Consider the following 18,138-nt stretch of genomic DNA (forward strand, 5'->3'; position numbering starts at 1 on the left):
CATTTTAATAGAAATGATTCTCATTTACAACCAGTGCATGGCGCGCCATGCAGTTTTTTTTACAGCTGGCAAAAACCAAGACAGTGCTTCGGTGAAATCCCCGGGCGCGGAGTAGAATAAAAAAAACGGAGGACTCGCGTGAATCAAACTGACCAGTTGGCGGTACTGAACAAACCGCTGCCCGCATCCCTTGCTGCCGTACTTTCCCTGATCTTTGCCGACCGCTTTTCCATGACGCAAGCCATGCGCGAACACCATGGCCGCGACGAGTCGAGCTATCCCCCCATGCTGCCGGACGCCGTCATCTTCGCCCATTCCACCGAGGAAGTGGCGGCCGCCGTCAAGCTGTGCAGCGCGCACGACGTGCCCATCATCGCCTATGGCAGCGGCACCTCGCTCGAAGGCCACGTGTTGGCCCTGCATGGCGGCGTGACGATTGATCTGTCGCAAATGAACGCGATGGTAGCAGTGCATGCTGCAGACTTGACGGCCACCGTGCAGGCGGGCGTGACGCGCAAGCAACTCAATGAAGAGCTCCGCGACACGGGCCTGTTCTTCCCCATCGACCCTGGCGCCAATGCGTCGCTGGGCGGCATGGCCGCCACGCGCGCCTCGGGCACGAACGCCGTGCGCTACGGCACCATGCGCGAAAACGTGCTGGCCTTGACGGTGGTAACGGCAGATGGCCGCATCATCAAGACGGGGACCAGGGCGAAAAAATCGTCGGCCGGCTACGACCTGACGCGATTGTTTGTCGGCAGCGAGGGAACGCTGGGCATCATCACGGAAGTGACGGTGAAACTATATCCACTGCCGGAAGCGATCTCGGCGGCCGTGTGCTCGTTCCCCGGCACGGGCGAGGCCGTCAACGCCGTGATCCAGACCATTCAGATGGGTATTCCTGTGGCCAGAGTCGAGTTTCTCGATGAAAATGGCGTCAAAGCCATCAACGCCTACGACAAGATGGCGCTGCCGCAAAAACCATTATTATTGTTTGAATTCCACGGCACGCCGGCCAGCGTTGCCGAGCAGGCGCAGCTGGTGCAAACCATCACGGCGGAACACGGCGCCAGCGATTTCGAATGGGCCAGCCGCCCCGAAGACCGCTCGCGCCTGTGGGCTGCGCGGCATAACGCGTATTTCGCCCTGCTGCAGATGCGCCCCGGCAGCCGCGCCATTTCCACCGATTGCTGCGTGCCCATTTCGCGCCTGGCCGAATGCATCCTCGCCACCAAGGCCGATTGCGAAGCGCAGGGCCTGGTCTACGCCATCATCGGCCACGTCGGCGACGGCAATTTCCACGTGCAGATGCTGGTCGATCCCGATGATCCGGCCGACATCGCGCGCGCGGAAAAGGTCAACAGCGACATGGTCACGCGCGCCATCGGCATGGATGGCACCTGCACGGGAGAACATGGCGTGGGCATGCACAAGATGGCTTTCCTCGTGGAAGAGCATGGCGAGGGCGCCATCGACACCATGCGCGCCTTGAAACATGCGCTGGACCCGAAGAACATCATGAATCCGGGCAAGATCGTGCGCTGGTAATCAGGCCGTCAACTCCATGCGCATCGGCACGAAGGCGATGCCATCCATTTCCACCTTCGGCCCCGTGGCGACAAAACCCAGGCGTTCATACAGGGGCAAGGCATACAAGGAGGCGTTCACCGTGAAGCCCGTCGTGTTGCCCCTGGCCAGCGACGCATCGCGGGCAGCCTGCCACAGGCGGCGCGCCATGCCGCGCCTGTGCAGGGCGCGCGGCACGAACATGTGGAACAGGTGCGTGTTGTCGCGCATGGCCACCACGCCGGCCAGTGCGCCGTCGATATGCGCCAGCTGATACGCGTAGCGCGACTGCGACAGATAGCCTTCGATGGCCGGCTGGCGGCAGTGTTCGATAAACTTTTCCGCCCCCACGCCATCAGGGTGCAGGGTCAGAAAAGGCATGAGGTCGTCGATCAGGGCGACGATGGCGGGCGCGTCGGCGACCAGGGCGGGACGCAGTGTCGGTTCGGGCAAGGTTGTCATATTCAAATAATGCCATGCCCTCCTCCTCGTCGGCAACTCTCAGCAAAAATCGCGGCTGCTGGTCCGCAAACTCCCCAGCAGATGCGACATGTCGACCAGGCGCTTGGCCACCAGGTTGCGTACGATGCCTTCCCTTTGCCACACGCCGTACACGCCCAGTAGCGGCGCGCTCAGCACTTCGCGCCGCTGGCTTTCCACCAGGTCAGGCCAGACGATGACGTTGACCGTGCCCGTCTCGTCTTCCAGGGTCAGGAAGATGACGCCCTTGGCCGTGCCCGGACGCTGGCGCACGGTGACGATGCCGCAGGCGCGCGCCAGCTGGCCATCCGTGTAGCTGGCAAGTGTGGCGGCGGGCAGGAAACGCTGTTCCAGCAATTGCCTGCGCAGCAGCGCCAGCGGGTGGCGGCCCAGGGTCAGGCCTTGTGCGCGGTAGTCGCTGACGATGCTCTCGCCTTCCGTCGGCGCGGCCAGCACGGGCAAGTCTTCCTCTTGCGTGGTGGCGCGTAATAAATCCCTGTCGGGCACGGCGCCGGCCGCCTGCCACAGCGCCGCGCGCCGGTGCCCGGCCAGCGCGTGCAGCGCGTTGCCGGCGGCGAGCACCTGCAAGTCATGACGGTCCAGGCCGCCACGCCGCGCCAGGTCGGCCACGTCAAGAAAGGCGGCGATGGCGCGCGCATCCTCGATGCGCCGGGCCACCTCGGCGCGCATGCCGAACAGGCTGTTCAAGCCCAGCCGCACGGCGGGCGCGGCCCCTTCCGCAGTCTCTTCCAACGTCGCTTCCCAGCCGCTGACGGCCACGTCGACGGGCAGCACGGGCACGCCATGCCGGCGACCATCCTGCACCAGCTGCGAAGGACTGTAAAAGCCCATGGGCTGGCTATTCAGCAAGGCGCACAGGAAGGCGGCCGGTTCGTGGCATTTCAGCCAGGAACTGGCGTAGGTCAGCAGCGCGAAACTGGCCGCGTGCGACTCGGGAAAGCCGTATTCGCCAAAGCCCTCGATCTGGCTGAAGATGGCCTCCGCGAACTCCCGTTTATACTCATTTTTGACCATCGTTTCGACGATGCGTTCCTTGTAATTGTTCATGCCGCCCTTGCGTTTCCAGGCCGCCATGGCGCGCCGCAACTGGTCCGCTTCGCCGGGCGTGAAATCGGCTGCGATGATGGCCACCTGCATCACCTGCTCCTGGAAAATCGGGATGCCCAGAGTGCGTCCCAGCGCCTTTTCCAGGCCCTTCGGATACTCGACCGGTTCTTTCTGCTGGCGCCGCTGCAGATACGGATGCACCATGCCGCCCTGGATGGGGCCGGGGCGCACCAGAGCCACCTCGATGACGAGGTCGTAGAATTGGCGGGGACGCAGGCGCGGCAGCATGCTCATCTGCGCTCGCGACTCGATCTGGAACACGCCGATGGTGTCAGCCTGGCACATCATGTCGTAGGTGGCCGGGTCTTCGGCGGGAATATCCTGCAGACGCAATTGCTCGCCGCGCCGTCCGCCGACCAGTTCCAGGGCGCGGCGCAGGGCCGACAGCATGCCCAGCGCCAGCACATCGACCTTCATCAAGCCCAGCTCTTCCAGGTCGTTCTTGTCCCACTCGATGACGCTGCGCTCGGCCATGGCCGCGTTTTCAATCGGCACCAGGCGCGACAACTTGCCTTGCGCGATGACAAAACCGCCCGGATGCTGCGACAGATGGCGGGGAAAGCCCAGCAGTTGCTGCGCCAGGCCGGCCCACTGCTGCGACAATGCCGCTTCCGGGTCGAGCCCGTATTCGGCCAGGCGCTCCAGCAGGTCGCGCTTGCCATCGAACCAGCGATGCGCCTTGGCCACCTTTTCCACGATGACCAGGTCGATCCCCAGCGCCCGGCCGCTGTCGCGCAAGGCGCTCTTCGGCCGGTAGCTGATCACCACGGCGGCCAGCGCGGCCCGCTCGCGGCCGTATTTGCCGTAGATATATTGAATCACCTCTTCGCGCCGCTGATGCTCGAAATCGACGTCGATATCGGGCGGCTCGTTGCGTTCGCGCGACATGAAACGCCCGACCAGCGAGTTACCGCGCGCCGGGTCCACTTCCGTGATGTGCAGGCAATAGCAAACGGCCGAATTGGCGGCCGAACCCCGGCCCTGGCACAGGATGTTTTGCGAACGGGCAAAGCGCACGATGTCGTAGACGGTCAAAAAGTACGCTTCATACGACAGCTCCGCGATCAGCGCCAGCTCCTGTTCGATCTGCTCCTGCACGTTCGCTGGAATGCCGAGCGGAAAGCGGATGCGCGCGCCCGCATACGTTTCCTCGCGCAAGTACGTCGCCGGCGTGTGGCCATGCGGCACCAGCTCGACTGGATAGTCATAGCGCAGGCTGCCGAGAGAAAATTTGCACAGGCCCGCGATGCGCACGGTTTCCGCCAGCGCCTGCGGCGGATACACATTGGCCAGGCGCAAGCGCGCGCGCAGATGCTGTTCCGCGTTTTGCGCCAGCGCATAGCCGCACTCAGCCACCGGTTTGCCCACGCGTATCGCACACAAAGTGTCGAGCAGGGGCTTGCGCGAACGCACATGCATGCACACGTGACCGACGGCCACCACGGACAAGCCCTGCGCTTGCGCCGCCTCCTGCACGGCGCTGCGGTGGGCGTCATCCTGCGCCCGCTGCAGCAGATTCAGGCCGATCCAGCTGCGCTCGCTGCCAAAGGTAGCAGCCATCCACGCCCCCTGCGCGCGCACGGTTTCCGGCGGGGCCGGATAGCTGGGCAGCAAGATCATCAGGCAGCCGGGCAGCCCCTGCAAATGGGAAAATTCCGCCGAGGGCGCGGTGAAATCATCGGGCGTCAGCACATAGCGGCCCTTGGCCGCCCGCGTGCGCGCCATGGTGATCAGTTCCGACAAGTTGCCATAACCGTCGCTGTCTTGCACCAGCGCCAGCAGGGACAGGGCCGGGCTGCCGTCGGCCTGTGTCAAATGAAAATGTGCGCCGATGATCAGCGGAAAACCGGCCCGCTTGGCCACCGCATGGGCACGCACGACGCCCGCCAGTGTACACTCGTCGGTAATGGCCAGCGCGCGATAACCGAGCTGAACAGAGCGCGCCACCAGTTCTTCCGCATGCGAGGCCCCATGCAGGAAGCTGAAATTGCTCAGGCAGTACAACTCAGCATACTCGGGTAAGACTGCGCCCCACATGATCCACCTCAGTACTGTATATAAACACAGTATATTATACTCATCTGAAAACGGCCATCTCAGTTATGCTGGGGTTTTACCTTTTGTATCGACCGCCATGATCGTCCATCTCTTGAAATGTTTCGGCGCCGCACCCGGTGGCGGCAATGCGGCACTGGTCGTGGAAAACGATCAGGGCAGCGAAACGGCGCGCCAGACCTTCGCCCGCGAACGGCAAGTGAGCGCCTGCGTCTTCCTCGACCGGCAGGCGGACGGCGGCATCGTGCTCGACTATTTTTATCCGCACACGCGCAGCCCCCTGTGCCTGCACGCCACCCTGGCGGCCGCGCATGTGCTGCTGACGGCGCCTGGCGCCCCGGCAACACTGACGGTAACCACGGCCATGCGCGGGCAAGCCTTGCAGTTGGTGCGCAACGCAGCCGGTCTATTCATCGGCCTGGCACCGCAGCCGGCGCCGGCCGTCATGCTGGAAAAATATGTGCCGTCGGAACTCATGGGCCAGCACATGCACTTGCTGTCGCCGCCCGTGATCGCCTCCGTCGGCAGCCCGAAGCTGCTGCTGGAAGTGGCCGACCGCACCACCCTGCGCGCGCTGCGGCCGAACCTGGAGCTGATCGCCGACTGGAGCGCCTTGCACAAGGTCAGCGGCTGCTATGCGTATTGCCGCACGGGCGAGAACGCCTACGAAGGGCGCAACTTCAACCACCTCGACCCGGCGCTGGAAGACAGCGCCACGGGCGTGGCGGCGGGTGCGCTGGCAGCGCACCGACAACAGTCGCTGAGCCTGTCGCAGGGCTACGTGACACAGCAGCCCTGCGTGATCGAGGTGCAATACAGTGAAGCGGAAATCTGGGTGGGTGGCATGGTGCAACGCAGCACCTGAATGGGGCAGGTTGCACCAGCACAAGGCAAGCCAGGCAGCGGCCAAAAGATAAGCAACCAGGAAACAACAGTTACCGAACATTTGTAATAAGAAAACAAAGTATCGCTGGTGAAGGCTGAAATGATGGCACTAGAATCAAGTCACGAATCTTGCTCATCAGCCACTTGGAGATACTGCGTGCCGACCCTCACCACCTTGCGTAAAGCAGTCCTCATCAGCCTGTACGGCAGCGCCGCCCTGGCCACCTTCAGTCCCGCCGCCATGGCCCAGAACACGGAAGCGGTCGCCCCGGACGGCCCCGTGCAAACGGTCAGCGTGGTCGGCTCGCGCCGCGTCGCCAGTTCCGCCACCGATACCATGGTGCCGGTCGATATCATTCCGATTTCCAGGGTGGCCGAGCAAGGCGGCCAGTTTGACCTGGCGCAATCGCTGCAATACATCTCACCCTCGTTCAATTCCACGCGCCAGACGGGCGCCGACGGGGCCGACCTGATCGATTCAGCCGCCCTGCGCGGCCTCGGCTCCGACCAGACCCTCGTGCTGGTCAACGGCAAGCGGCGCCACACGACGGCCCTCGTCAACCTGTTCGGCGCGCGCAACCGCGGCAACACGGGCACGGACATGAATGCGATTCCTTTGCTGGCGATCAAGAACGTGCAAGTGCTGCGCGACGGCGCCGCCGCCCAGTACGGCTCGGACGCCATTGCCGGCGTGATCGACATCGAACTGAAGAAAAGCCTGGGCTGCGAAGCGGTGGCCGGCTACAGCCAGTATTCCGCAGGCGACGGCAAGAATTACATGACCTCAGCGTATTGCGGCATCGCGCTGGGCGACAAGGGCACCCTGGCCATCACGGGCGAATACCTGGACCGGGGCCGCTCGAACCGGGCCGACGCGGACAGCATGCGCATCATCGGCGACACCCAGTCCAAGAACAAAACCCTGTACATCAATGGCGACTACGCCACCAGCGGCACGGGCAAGCTGTACTTCACGGCCGGCGCGCAGACGCGCGACGCGTCGAGCGCCGCGTTCGGCCGCGGCGGCATCGGCAGCGACGACATTCCATCGCGCAATTCGGCCGCCATGTACCCGGACGGCTTCGTGCCATTCATTAACGGCAAGATCGACGACCAGTACGCCACCGTCGGCCACCGCAGCCTGATCGGCGAATGGCATGCAGACTTTTCGCAAACCTATGGCTACAACAAGATGCGCTACGACATCAGCAACACCTTGAACGCTTCGGTCGCCAACCTCGACTTGATGAACGGCGGCAAGGGCGTCAGCGCCAGCAACTACGACGCGGGCGGCTTCTCGTTCCAGCAACTGACCAGCAATGCCGATTTCAGCCGCTACTATGACACGGTGATGCGCGGCATGAACGTGGCCTTCGGCGCCGAGTACCGCAGCGAGGAATACAAGATCATGGCCGGCGAACGGGGCTCCTACAGCGATGCCGACGGCGTGGGCGTGGGCGGCAATGCGGGCAGCCAGGGCTTTCCCGGCTTCCAGCCTGGCGACGCCACCAAGGCCAAACGCCACAGCATCGCCGCGTATGGCGACGTGGAACTGGACTGGACGGAGCGCCTGAAAACCCAGGCAGCCCTGCGCTACGAGAAATTCAGCGACTTCGGCTCCACCGTAACGGGCAAGCTGGCCGCCAGCTATAAAGTGGCGCCCAACGTGCTGCTGCGCGGCTCGGCCAGCACGGGCTTCCGCGCGCCATCGTTGCAGCAAGTGTATTTCTCGTCCACCTTCACCGACTTCATCGGCGGCGTGCCCACCGACGTGGTGCTGGCGCCGAACGGCGGCGCCGTCGCCAACGCGGCCGGCATTCCCAAGCTGAAGGAAGAAAAATCCACCAGCTTTACCTTGGGCACCACCTGGACGCCGACGCAAGCCATTTCCGTCACGGCCGACCTGTACAACATCAAGATCAAGGACCGCATCGTGCTGTCGGGCCGCTTCAATGCCGACAACTACCCGGACCTGGCGGCGCGCCTGGCCCTGCTGGGCGTGGGCGAGGCGCAATTCTTCGTCAACTCCATCGACACGCGCACGCGTGGCCTGGACCTGACGGCGTCGCACAAGGGAGAATTGGCCGGCAACCGCCTGAACACCTTCCTGGCCTTGAACTTGAGCAAAACGGAAGTGACGAAAGTCAAGACGCCCGCCTCGCTGACGGGTTTCGAAGATGTCTTGCTGTCCGAACGTGAACGCCTGTTCATCGAACAGGGCGGCCCGCGCGCGAAAGCCACGCTGGGCCTCGGCTACATCACGGGCAAGCTGGAATCGGACTTGCGCATCATCTATTTTGGCCCGCAAACCCTGGGCACCTTCAGCGGCACGGCCGAAGGCGTACCGAACGCACGCTACAAGGCCAAGACGTCCGCCGACCTGAGCTTCACCTACAGCATCAGCAAAAACACCAAGCTGACCTTTGGCGGCAACAACATCTTCAACGTCAAGCCCAGCACGCAAAACGCGGACGAGACGGACAACGGCTTCAAGTACGACAGCGTGCAGTTCGGCCTGAATGGCGCTTCGTATTTCGGACGGCTGTGGGTGAAGTTCTGATCGCCCTGTGCATCTAAAAAAACAGCGGCTGCGCCAGCATGGGCAGCCGCTGTTTCTTATGTCGGCATCACACGTCAATGCTCATCGCCCGGCTGCCGCATTCGTCACAGGCTTTCACTGCTCGTACACTCCCATGCTCCAGTACCGGCTGCCTTGCCTGTTGCGGGCAAGCCAGCCCAATGCCTGCAGTTCCTTGCCGATCAATCGATTCATGATGCCATGTCCGACCAATAGCACCGGCCCCCTGGCGGCAAGCGCCACCAGCCGCTCGGCGGCAGCCCTGGCGCGCCGCCGGGTTATCGTCAGCGAGTCCGAGCCGCGCGCATAACCGAACAGCCAGAGTATGCGAAAAATCGCTGCCCAGGCTTTCGGCGGCAGCCAAGGTGCTCTCCACAGGGCAAAGGGCAGCTCAGCCTCGGTGAAAATCGCCTCTTGCATGAACGGCAAGTCGCCCAGTGCCTTGGCCGACGAGCATGCCCTGGGTGCCGTGCTGGCCACGATGGTCGACGCGGAGAGCGCTGCCACAGGGCACTCCGCCGGTATGTCATTGTCTTTGATCAGTGATTGATTGTAGAGCTCAATCCACTGCCCCATTTGCATCGGCGCTATCCAGCGCCCCTTGGCGAGTCGAGGCTCGCCGTGTCTCATTAATGTTATTCGCATGTTCAGTTTGATCGCCCCGCTCATTTATCAATTTGCTTCCCGCGTATCCAGGCCCGGCGGCTCCCCGCCAGCACGGCCGCCGTGAACAACCTTTGCCCTGCGGCGGAAAGAACGGATAATAGCGGCTAACTTACTTATGCACATATTGGATTACCATGGAAATTAAAGTCAACTTTCTCGACAAGCTGCGTCTCGAAGCCAAGTTCGACGATTTTACGGTCATCGCCGACCAGCCCATCCGCTACAAGGGCGATGGCTCGGCGCCGGGCCCGTTCGATTACTTTTTGGCATCATCGGCACTCTGCGCGGCGTATTTCGTGAAGTTGTATTGCGATACGCGCAATATTTCCACTGAGAATATCCGCCTGTCGCAAAACAATATTGTCGATCCGGAAAACCGTTACCAGCAGATTTTCAAGATCCAGGTCGAGTTGCCGGCCGATATCTCGGCCAAGGACCGCCAGGGCATCTTGCGCTCGATCGACCGTTGCACGGTGAAGAAAGTGGTGCAAGCGGGGCCCGAGTTCGTGATCGAAGAGGTGGAGAACCTCGATGCCGATGCCCAGGGCTTGCTGATGTTGAATCCCGATGCCGAGGCCAGCACCTATATTCTGGGCAAGGATTTGCCGCTGGAACAGACCATCGCCAATATGTCGGGCCTCCTGGCGGGCCTGGGCATCAAGATTGAAATCGCGTCGTGGCGCAACATCATTCCGAATGTGTGGTCGCTGCATATCCGCGATGCGCACTCGCCCATGTGTTTCACCAACGGCAAGGGCGCGACCAAGGAAAGCGCGCTGGCGTCGGCCCTGGGCGAGTATATCGAGCGCCTCAGCAACAACCATTTCTACGCGGGCTCGTTCTGGGGCGAAGACATCGCCAATGCGGATTTTGTCCATTACCCGAACGAGCGCTGGTTCAAGCCGGGCCGCAAGGATGCGCTGCCGAAGGAGATTCTCGATGCCTACTGCCGCGACATCTACGATGCCGATGGCGAGCTGCGCGGCTCGCACCTGATCGACACCAACTCCGGCAACGCCGAGCGCGGCATCTGCTCGCTGCCGTATGTGCGCCAGTCCGATGGCGAGGTCGTGTATTTCCCATCGAACCTGATTGAAAACCTGTACGTCAGCAATGGCATGAGCGCCGGCAATACCCTGGTCGAAGCGCAGGTGCAGTGTCTGTCGGAAATCTTTGAACGGGCCGTCAAGCGCGAAATCATCGAAGGCGAAATCGCCCTGCCCGACGTGCCGCAGGAAGTGCTGGCAAAATACCCGGGCATCGTGGCAGGCATCGCCGGCCTGGAAGAACAGGGTTTCCCCGTGCTGGTGAAAGATGCGTCGCTGGGCGGCGTGTACCCGGTGATGTGCGTGACCCTGATGAACCCGCGCACGGGGGGCGTGTTTGCCTCGTTCGGCGCGCACCCGAGCCTGGAAGTGGCGCTCGAGCGCAGCCTGACGGAATTGCTGCAGGGCCGCAGCTTTGAAGGCCTCAACGACTTGCCGCAACCGACGTTTGCCAGCGAAGCCGTCACCGAACCGAATAACTTCGTCGAACACTTCATCGATTCGAGCGGCATCGTCTCGTGGCGCTTCTTCAGCGCCAAGGCCGATTACGATTTTGTCGAGTGGGATTTTTCCGGCCACGGCGAGAACTCGAATGCCGAGGAAGCGGCGACCCTGTTCGGCATCCTCGCCGACATGGGCAAGGAAGTATACACGGCCGAGTACAACCAGCTGGGCGCCACCGCCTGCCGCATCCTCGTGCCTGGTTATTCCGAGGTGTATCCGGTCGAGGATTTGATCTGGGACAACACCAACAAGGCGCTGCTGTTCCGCGCCGACATCCTGAACCTGCACGGCCTGGATGATGCCAGCCTGGAAGACTTGCTCGACCGCCTGGAAAACAGCGAGCTCGACGAGTACGGCGACATCGCCACCCTGATCGGCATCGAGTTTGACGAAAACACGGTGTGGGGCCAGCTGACGACGCTGGAACTGAAGCTGCTGATTCATCTCGCCTTGCAGCAATTCGAGGAAGCGAAGGAGCTGGTGGAAACCTTCCTGCAGTACAACGACAACACGCTCGAGCGCAAGCTGTTCTATCAAGCCTTGAACGTGGTGCTGGAAGTGGAACTCGATGACGCGCTGGAGCTGGACGACTACGTCGTCAATTTCCGCCGCATGTTTGGCGACGCCCGCATGGACGCGGTGCTGGGTTCGGTGGACGGCAGCGTGCGTTTCTTCGGCCTGACGCCGACCAGCATGCAACTGGAAGGCCTCGACCGGCACCAGCGCCTGATCGACAGCTTCAGGAAACTGCACGCGGCGCGCGCCAAGGCGGCGGCCGCCTGATGTGACGCACCGGGCTGGCGCACGATCAGGACTGCTTGAATGCATGGAAAGAGACACCATGGCCACACTGGAATTCTGGTTCGACTTCGGCAGCAACTACAGCTACCTGAGCGCCATGCGCATCGACGCGCTGGCGCGTGAAAAGAAGGTGCAGGTGATCTGGAAACCCTTCCTGCTGGGCGTCGTCTTCAAGGCGCTGGGCTGGGAAACGTCGCCCTTCGTCTTGCAAAAAATCAAGGGCGACTACACGTGGCGCGACATGGCGCGCCAGTGCGAAAAATACGGCTTGCCGTGGCGCCAGCCCGCCACCTTCCCCCGCACGGCCCTGCTGCCCATGCGCGTGGCCCTGATCGGCGCGGACCAGGGCTGGATCGCGCCGTTTGCGCGCCGCATGATGGCGATGAATTTTGCCGCAGACCGCGATATCGACAACCTCGAGGCCGTCAGCGAGGTGTTGGCGGAACTGGGCCTGGACGCGCCGGCCATCGTGGCGCTGGCGTTGACACCGGACAACAAGCTGCGCCTGCGCCTCCAGACGCAGCAGGCGCAAGCGTTAAACCTGTTCGGCGCGCCCAGCTTCGTCAGCAACGGGGAATTATTCTGGGGCAACGACCGGCTGGACGATGCGCTGGCGCATGCGGCTGCCCTCCCCTGACGGCCATCAGCCGGCCAGCGCCGCAATCTCTTTCCGCATGTTTTCAATCGCCCGCTCGTTGTACTGGTCGGCAAAATACGCATCGCCAAACAGCTGGCCCGCCTGCGCCTTGGCGCACAGGTGCTGCAGGGCAAGTCCCCGCTGCTCGTTGAAGCGCACGGGGTCCACGTGCGCGTATTCGCGGCCGATGGCTTGCGTATAGGCGTGATACACCTCTTCATCCTGGCCAAGGATGGCCAGGTCGGCGCTGAGCATGGCGTCCTTCAGCGCGTGGCTGATGCCGGGGCCCTGGAAATGGTCGGTAACGCGTATCAATTGCGCCACATCGCCGTTGTCGCCGGCATCGAGGCCGCTGGCCAGCCACAGCTGGGCGCTCGCCTCTTCGCTCGAGTACAGGGCGTCGTCGTCGTGGCTGTAGACGGCGTCGTGGAACCAGAACGCTTTCTTGACCAGCGCGCTGTCGCGCTTGGGCGCAAAGGTATTGTCGGCCCACACGCGGATCTCGGACAGGCCGTGCACCAGGTGGTCGAGGTTGTGATAGTGGCGGTCCGCGCCGCCATACGCCTGCGGCCCCGTCAGGTGCGCGAACCAGTGATCCGCCAGCGCGATGTCGGCATCGGACGCGGTGGCGTAGTTCCACAGCGCTTCCCACTCCTTGCGCAGGCAGTCGAGTATCCACGCCTGGTACGCCGGGCCGGGGACGAATTTCTTCATGGTCCAGTTCCAGCCGACGGGCCCTTCCAGCGCCTTGACGAAGCTGGAGCTGACGGAACCGAGGTCGCGCGGCGGCATGACGAAGATCGTCTTGGCGCCCTGCAGCACGTCCACATTCGTTTGCTGGATCAGGTTTTCATAGTCGAAATCGGCCGTCGTGCGGATGCCGCGGATCAAATAGTCGCAGCCATGCTTTTTCGCCGCGCGCGCCGTGTAGTCGCCCTTGACGATGACCACCTGCACATTGTCCCAGCCGCACTCGCGCGCACTCTGTTCGATGATGCGCTTGCGGTCCTCGGCGGGAAATTGGGGACGCTTGGCGGGGTTTTGCGACAGGAACACGATCACCTCGTCGGCGAGCGAACGCGCTTCGCCGATCACCCACATGTGGCCGTTGGTGATGGGATCGAGGGTTCCTGAAAAACCGATCTTCTGCATGCTGCGCTCCGTTTGCTTGATTGCTTATTGCGCAGACAATATAGGCCAGCGGCGCGCGCGTCAATGCAACATGCCAAAGATTATGATCAAAACGCTATTTTTTCATGGCTTGCGGGAATTCCACGCGCACGCACAGGCCGCCCAGGCGCTCGGACTTGTCCAGCACCAGGCGCGCGCCATGGCGTTCGGCGATGGCCTTGATGATGGCCAGTCCCAGGCCGCTGCCATTGGCGTCCGTGCCGGGCACGCGGTAGAAGCGGCTGAAGACGCGCTCGCGCTCTTCGGGCGGGATGCCGGGGCCGCTGTCTTCCACGGACAAGGTCACGCCGACGGGGCTGGCGCGCAGGTCGATGTCGACCGTGCCGCCCTGCGGCGTGTACTTGATGGCGTTATCGACCAGGTTGCGCAGCATGATGTTGAGCGCATCGGCCTGCCCCGCCACCCTGGCCGGATCCATGTGGTGCAGGCCCAGGTCGATCTTGCGCGCCTGCGCGATGCCGGCCATGTCGCCCAGCGCCCGCTTGACGACGTCATTCAAGTCCACCGCCTGCAGCTGGTCGCCGCTGGCGGCGCTCGCCTCCTGGCGCGCCAGCACCAGCAGCTGCTCGACCAGGCGCGTGGCCCGCTCGATGCCGGCGCTCACGCGCGAAATCGCCAGGCTGCGTTTTTCTGCCGATTCGGCCCGTTCCAGGCTCAATACCTGCAGTTTCAGGGCCGCCAGCGGCGTGCGCAATTCATGCGCGGCATCGGCGACGAAGTGCTGCTGCGCGTCGAACGCCGTTTTCACGCGCCCGAACAGCAGGTTCAGTTCATGCACCAGGGGCCGCACTTCGTCGGGCAAGCCCGCTTCCGAAACGGGCGACAGATCGTCCGCCTGGCGCGCCGCCACCTGCTTGCGCACGCGCGAGACGGGCGCCAGCGAACCGCTGACGACCCACCACACGACCAGCATCAAAATCGGCGCCATCAGGGCAATGGGGCCCACCGTGCGCAGCGCCAGGCTGCCGGCCATGCGCTTCCTGACGGCCATGTCCTGGGCGATCTGCACGGTCTGGGAACTGGTTTGCACGGAAAAGATGCGGTAAGTCGTGCCGTTGGCCTTCACATTCGAAAAGCCCAGCACGGCGCGCTGCGGCAGTTCCGCGCGCGTGATCGAGCGGAACACCTGCACGCCGTCCGGCGTCCACACCTGCACCACCATGTCGTTGTTGACAGGGTCGGCCGGCAGGGCTTGCGCATGGTTGGCCAGCGGCGCGCCGGAGCGCAGCGACAGGGCCATCTGCTGCATGTGGTAATCAAAAATCTGGTCGGCGTCGTACAGGGCGCTGCGGTAGGCGATCGACGCCTGCGCCAGGGCCGCCATGATGATGGCCGCCAGCAAAAACCACAGCAGGCGGCCGCGCAGCGAGTGCGTCACCGTGACCTTCATCCTCATGCCTTGGGCACCATGTAGCCGAGGCCGCGCACGTTCTGGATCAAGTCGCTGCCCAGCTTCTTGCGCAAGCCATGGATATACACTTCCACGGCATTGCTGTTGACTTCATCCTTCCAGCTGTACAGTTTTTCTTCCAGCTGCGCGCGCGACAGCACGATGCCGGGACGGGCGATCAAGGCTTCCAGCACGGCCCATTCGCGCGCCGACAGGTTGACCGGGTGGCCCTCGGCGATCACTTCGCGCGTCAGCGGATTGATGGAGACGCCCTGGTGCTCGAAGATCGGTTCCGGCCGCCCCGAGGCGCGCCGCAGCAGGGCACGGATGCGCGCCAGCAGTTCGTCGAGGTCATACGGTTTGAGCACGTAATCGTCGGCGCCCGCGTCGAGGCCGGCGATGCGCTGCTCGACGGCGTCGCGCGCCGTGGCCACCAGCACCGGCGTGTCGAGCTTGCGCAGACGCATCGAGCGCAGCACGTCGAGGCCATCCTTGCGCGGCAAGCCCAGGTCCAGCAGCACCAGGTCATAGGTCTGCGTCTGCAGGGCCGTATCGGCCATGTCGCCATCCTTGACCCAGTCCACCGCGTAATGCTCGGCGCGCAGCAAATCGAGCACCACCTCGCCGATCATCGTATCGTCTTCTACCAGCAATAAGCGCATGGCTGCTCCTTTTTTTATTTATTAGCCCTACCGCGGAAGGCTGGGGTCAGACCCGGCGGGGGAATGTGTCCCAATGTGACACATTCCGATCACGAAGTGACTGACCCCGGTACTAATTAACCCAGCCGCACGGGGATGAATATCTTGTCCGGTCCTCGCTGGATCAGCAAGGCGACCGACTTGGCGGATTTTTCCACCACGTCGCGCACCTGCTCAACCGTATTGACGGGACGGCCATTCACCGACAATAGCACGTCGCCCGGCAGCACTCCGGCATTCGCGGCGGCACCGCCCGCGTCTTCCACCAGCAGGCCGGCGCTGATGCCCGCCTCGCGTTTTTCATCCGATTGTAACGGACGCAGGGCCAGGCCCAGCTTTACCTTGCCGGCGGCGCCGTCGCTCTTCGCCACGTCAGCCACCTTGTCGGCCGCATTGCCCAGGGTCGCCGTCAGGTTGACGATCTTGCCGTCACGCCAGACATCCATGCTGATCTTGTCGCCTGGCAAGGACGTCCCCACCAGCGCCGGCAAGTCGGCCGAGCCGATGATGCGCTGGCCATTCACCTTGCGCACCACGTCGCCCGATTTCAGGCCCGCCTTGTCGGCCGGGCTGCCCCGCTCCACATTGGCGACCAGGGCGCCTTCCGGCGTGGCCAGCTTGAACGAGTCGGCAAAGCCCTGGTTGACTTCCTGCACCGTCACGCCCAGCTTGGCGTGGCTGGCCTTGCCCGTGGCGACGATCTGGTCCTTGATGCGGCCGGCCAGGTCGATCGGGATGGCGAACGACAGGCCCTGGAAGCCGCCCGTCTGGCTGTAGATCTGCGAATTGATGCCGACCACTTCGCCGCGCGTGTTGAACAGCGGGCCACCCGAGTTGCCGGGGTTTACCGCCACGTCCGTCTGGATGAACGGCACATTGCTGTCGTCCGGCAGGGAACGGCCCTTGGCGCTGACGACGCCGGCCGTCACCGTGCTGTCGAAGCCATAAGGAGAACCGATGGCCAGCACCCACTCGCCCACTTTCAGGTCGCTCGAGTGGCCGAGCGGCACGATGGGCAGGTTGTTGGCATCGATCTTCAGCACGGCGATATCGGTCTTCGGATCCGTGCCGAGCACCTTGGCGCGGAATTCGCGGCGGTCGTTGAGCTTGACGGTCACTTCGCGCGCATCGCGCACCACGTGGGCATTCGTCATGATGATGCCGTCCGGGCTGACGATGAAGCCGGAACCGAGGCCGTGCGTAGGCACGTCGCGGCCGCCGCGCTGCCCGCCTTGCGGCCCCTGGAAGCGGCGGAAGAATTCGAAGAAGGGGTCGTTGCCGAAATCGTCATTGCCGGCCTGGGCCGAGGGGTCATAGGCCACCTTGGTGCTGCCCGTCACGCTGATGTTGACGACGGCCGGGCTGTTGCGCGCGGCGATCTGGCTAAAATCGGGCAAGGCCACCAGCGGCGCGGCAGCGGCGGGCGCCACGGCGGCAGCCACGGGGACGGCTGCGGCCGCTGCGGCATTCGCGCCGGCATTGTTCTGATGCACCACCATGGCGCCACCGGCGCCCAGTACACCGATCGCGGCCAGCGCGGCTACGGTGCGTTTGATTTTCAGGGATGCGGTATTCGTTTGCTGTTCCATGAATTGCTCCTCATTCGATGAGATTTTGATGTATGCAATAGTGGGCCACGAGTCTTAGGCGGTGCTTAACATTTTTCCATCTGGAAACAGGCATTTGCGCCTTTAAGCAGGGTTTAATCTTGCATGCCGCACGCATGCCGCATGGAGATCAATGAAGGGCCCGAACGGACTCCAGACGTGACACTGGCCGGATCAACCGGCCAGTATTTTACTGCATGGGAGGGGCTCCCCCCTCCCGCTAACGCCAGCGCGGGGGCCGAAATCAGCTCAGGCTGCCTGACGCTGTTCCAGCACGCTGACAGTGTCGCTGCCGGTGCCGATCTCGATCTTGCGCGGTTTCAGCGCTTCCGGCACTTCGCGCACCAGGTCGATGGTCAGCATGCCGTTTTCAAACGTGGCGCCCGTGACCTTCACGTGGTTGGCCAGCTGGAAGCGCTGCTCGAAATCGCGGGCAGCGATGCCGCGGTGCAAGAACGTGCGTTCGACGCCATCTTTCTGCTTGCGGCCCGTGACGTGCAGGGAGTCGCGTTCGGTGATGATGTCGATCTCTTCGCGCGAGAAGCCGGCCAATGCCATCACGATGCGGTACTTGTCTTCCGACACCAGTTCGATGTTGTAGGGCGGATAGCTCGGCTGTGCATCGGCGCGCTGTTCGTTGAGCAGCTGTGCCAGACGATCAAAGCCGATGGCGGAACGGTACAGGGGAGCAAGGTCAAAAGTACGCATGATAAATATCCTTTTCAAATGAAGCGATAAGAGGGGCGGACCTCACCGTGAGCATCCGCTTGCTACCAATCTAAGGACGATCAAGCGGTCTTCAAGGCCTTGAAATTGGCGGAAAACGCCCCAGACGGCGCTCAATTTGTAAGAAATTTTTACATGGCCCATCGAGCAGGATTTTGCATGGCGCCCCCGATGCGG

General features: G+C 63.0%; 13 protein-coding genes. 5 read left to right on the forward strand and 8 right to left on the reverse strand.

Translation table 11 applies throughout. The features are described 5' to 3' along the window. Positions 1–138: 138 nt before the first annotated feature. A complete protein-coding gene (locus tag AC54AF_RS16980; protein ID WP_496637488.1) occupies positions 139–1,548 on the forward strand; it encodes an FAD-binding oxidoreductase in 1,410 nt (469 codons plus the stop codon). Here the strand turns inward: AC54AF_RS16980 and AC54AF_RS16985 are convergent, their stop codons facing one another. Beyond that, positions 1,549–2,028 carry a GNAT family N-acetyltransferase gene (locus AC54AF_RS16985; RefSeq protein ID WP_496637489.1) on the reverse strand — a complete coding sequence of 160 codons (480 nt, stop codon included), beginning with the start codon at positions 2,026–2,028 and terminating at the stop codon, positions 1,549–1,551. A 39-nt stretch (positions 2,029–2,067) separates the two neighbouring features. Further along, a complete protein-coding gene (locus AC54AF_RS16990) occupies positions 2,068–5,211 on the reverse strand; it encodes an error-prone DNA polymerase (protein ID WP_496637490.1) in 3,144 nt (1,047 codons plus the stop codon). 97 nt (positions 5,212–5,308) lie between these two features. Here AC54AF_RS16990 and AC54AF_RS16995 point away from each other — a divergent pair, with 97 nt between their 5' ends. Both AC54AF_RS16995 and AC54AF_RS17000 read left to right on the forward strand, forming a co-directional pair. Continuing rightward, a complete protein-coding gene (locus AC54AF_RS16995; RefSeq protein WP_496637491.1) occupies positions 5,309–6,094 on the forward strand; it encodes a PhzF family phenazine biosynthesis protein in 786 nt (261 codons plus the stop codon). Between the two features lie 177 nt (positions 6,095–6,271). Next, positions 6,272–8,674: a TonB-dependent receptor plug domain-containing protein gene (locus AC54AF_RS17000; protein ID WP_496637492.1), complete on the forward strand. Its 2,403-nt coding sequence runs from the start codon at positions 6,272–6,274 to the stop codon at positions 8,672–8,674. Positions 8,675–8,788: 114 nt separating this feature from the next. Here the strand turns inward: AC54AF_RS17000 and AC54AF_RS17005 are convergent, their stop codons facing one another. After that, on the reverse strand, positions 8,789–9,361 hold the full coding sequence (locus AC54AF_RS17005) for a hypothetical protein (protein WP_496637493.1): 573 nt from the start codon (positions 9,359–9,361) through the stop codon (positions 8,789–8,791). Between the two features lie 131 nt (positions 9,362–9,492). Here AC54AF_RS17005 and AC54AF_RS17010 point away from each other — a divergent pair, with 131 nt between their 5' ends. After that, the gene (locus AC54AF_RS17010) at positions 9,493–11,691 is read left to right on the forward strand and encodes an OsmC domain/YcaO domain-containing protein (RefSeq protein WP_496637494.1); all 2,199 of its coding nucleotides are present in this window, start codon (positions 9,493–9,495) and stop codon (positions 11,689–11,691) included. A gap of 58 nt (positions 11,692–11,749) precedes the next feature. Continuing rightward, positions 11,750–12,346 (forward strand): 2-hydroxychromene-2-carboxylate isomerase, encoded by a 597-nt coding sequence (locus AC54AF_RS17015; protein ID WP_496637495.1) that lies wholly within the window; start codon positions 11,750–11,752, stop codon positions 12,344–12,346. 6 nt (positions 12,347–12,352) lie between these two features. On the opposite strand, the gene coaD is transcribed toward AC54AF_RS17015, so the two are convergent. The 5 genes from coaD to AC54AF_RS17040 form a co-directional block, all read right to left on the reverse strand. Continuing rightward, positions 12,353–13,498 carry a pantetheine-phosphate adenylyltransferase gene (coaD, locus tag AC54AF_RS17020; RefSeq protein ID WP_496637496.1) on the reverse strand — a complete coding sequence of 382 codons (1,146 nt, stop codon included), beginning with the start codon at positions 13,496–13,498 and terminating at the stop codon, positions 12,353–12,355. Positions 13,499–13,592: 94 nt separating this feature from the next. Further along, positions 13,593–14,927 carry an ATP-binding protein gene (locus AC54AF_RS17025; RefSeq protein WP_496637506.1) on the reverse strand — a complete coding sequence of 445 codons (1,335 nt, stop codon included), beginning with the start codon at positions 14,925–14,927 and terminating at the stop codon, positions 13,593–13,595. 2 nt (positions 14,928–14,929) lie between these two features. Then, positions 14,930–15,589 carry a response regulator gene (locus AC54AF_RS17030; RefSeq protein WP_010400558.1) on the reverse strand — a complete coding sequence of 220 codons (660 nt, stop codon included), beginning with the start codon at positions 15,587–15,589 and terminating at the stop codon, positions 14,930–14,932. Positions 15,590–15,705: 116 nt separating this feature from the next. Further along, positions 15,706–17,217: a Do family serine endopeptidase gene (locus AC54AF_RS17035; RefSeq protein ID WP_131687554.1), complete on the reverse strand. Its 1,512-nt coding sequence runs from the start codon at positions 17,215–17,217 to the stop codon at positions 15,706–15,708. A 267-nt stretch (positions 17,218–17,484) separates the two neighbouring features. Then, entirely contained in the window at positions 17,485–17,943 is a 459-nt protein-coding gene (locus tag AC54AF_RS17040; protein ID WP_099762738.1) for an Hsp20 family protein, read from the reverse strand. Positions 17,944–18,138 lie beyond the last annotated feature (195 nt).

This window comes from Janthinobacterium sp. JF4 (assembly GCF_059617925.1).

Excerpts from the sequence above, each read along its gene's own strand:
- AC54AF_RS17005 (WP_496637493.1), bottom strand. The coding sequence starts at position 9,361 with ATGAGCGGGGCGATCAAACTGAACATGCGAATAACATTAATGAGACAC.
- AC54AF_RS17030 (WP_010400558.1), bottom strand. The coding sequence starts at position 15,589 with ATGCGCTTATTGCTGGTAGAAGACGATACGATGATCGGCGAGGTGGTG.
- AC54AF_RS16995 (WP_496637491.1), top strand. The coding sequence starts at position 5,309 with ATGATCGTCCATCTCTTGAAATGTTTCGGCGCCGCACCCGGTGGCGGC.
- coaD (WP_496637496.1), bottom strand. The coding sequence starts at position 13,498 with ATGCAGAAGATCGGTTTTTCAGGAACCCTCGATCCCATCACCAACGGC.
- AC54AF_RS17040 (WP_099762738.1), bottom strand. The coding sequence starts at position 17,943 with ATGCGTACTTTTGACCTTGCTCCCCTGTACCGTTCCGCCATCGGCTTT.
- AC54AF_RS17015 (WP_496637495.1), top strand. The coding sequence starts at position 11,750 with ATGGCCACACTGGAATTCTGGTTCGACTTCGGCAGCAACTACAGCTAC.
- AC54AF_RS17025 (WP_496637506.1), bottom strand. The coding sequence starts at position 14,927 with ATGAAGGTCACGGTGACGCACTCGCTGCGCGGCCGCCTGCTGTGGTTT.
- AC54AF_RS17010 (WP_496637494.1), top strand. The coding sequence starts at position 9,493 with ATGGAAATTAAAGTCAACTTTCTCGACAAGCTGCGTCTCGAAGCCAAG.
- AC54AF_RS17035 (WP_131687554.1), bottom strand. The coding sequence starts at position 17,217 with ATGGAACAGCAAACGAATACCGCATCCCTGAAAATCAAACGCACCGTA.
- AC54AF_RS16990 (WP_496637490.1), bottom strand. The coding sequence starts at position 5,211 with ATGTGGGGCGCAGTCTTACCCGAGTATGCTGAGTTGTACTGCCTGAGC.
- AC54AF_RS16985 (WP_496637489.1), bottom strand. The coding sequence starts at position 2,028 with ATGACAACCTTGCCCGAACCGACACTGCGTCCCGCCCTGGTCGCCGAC.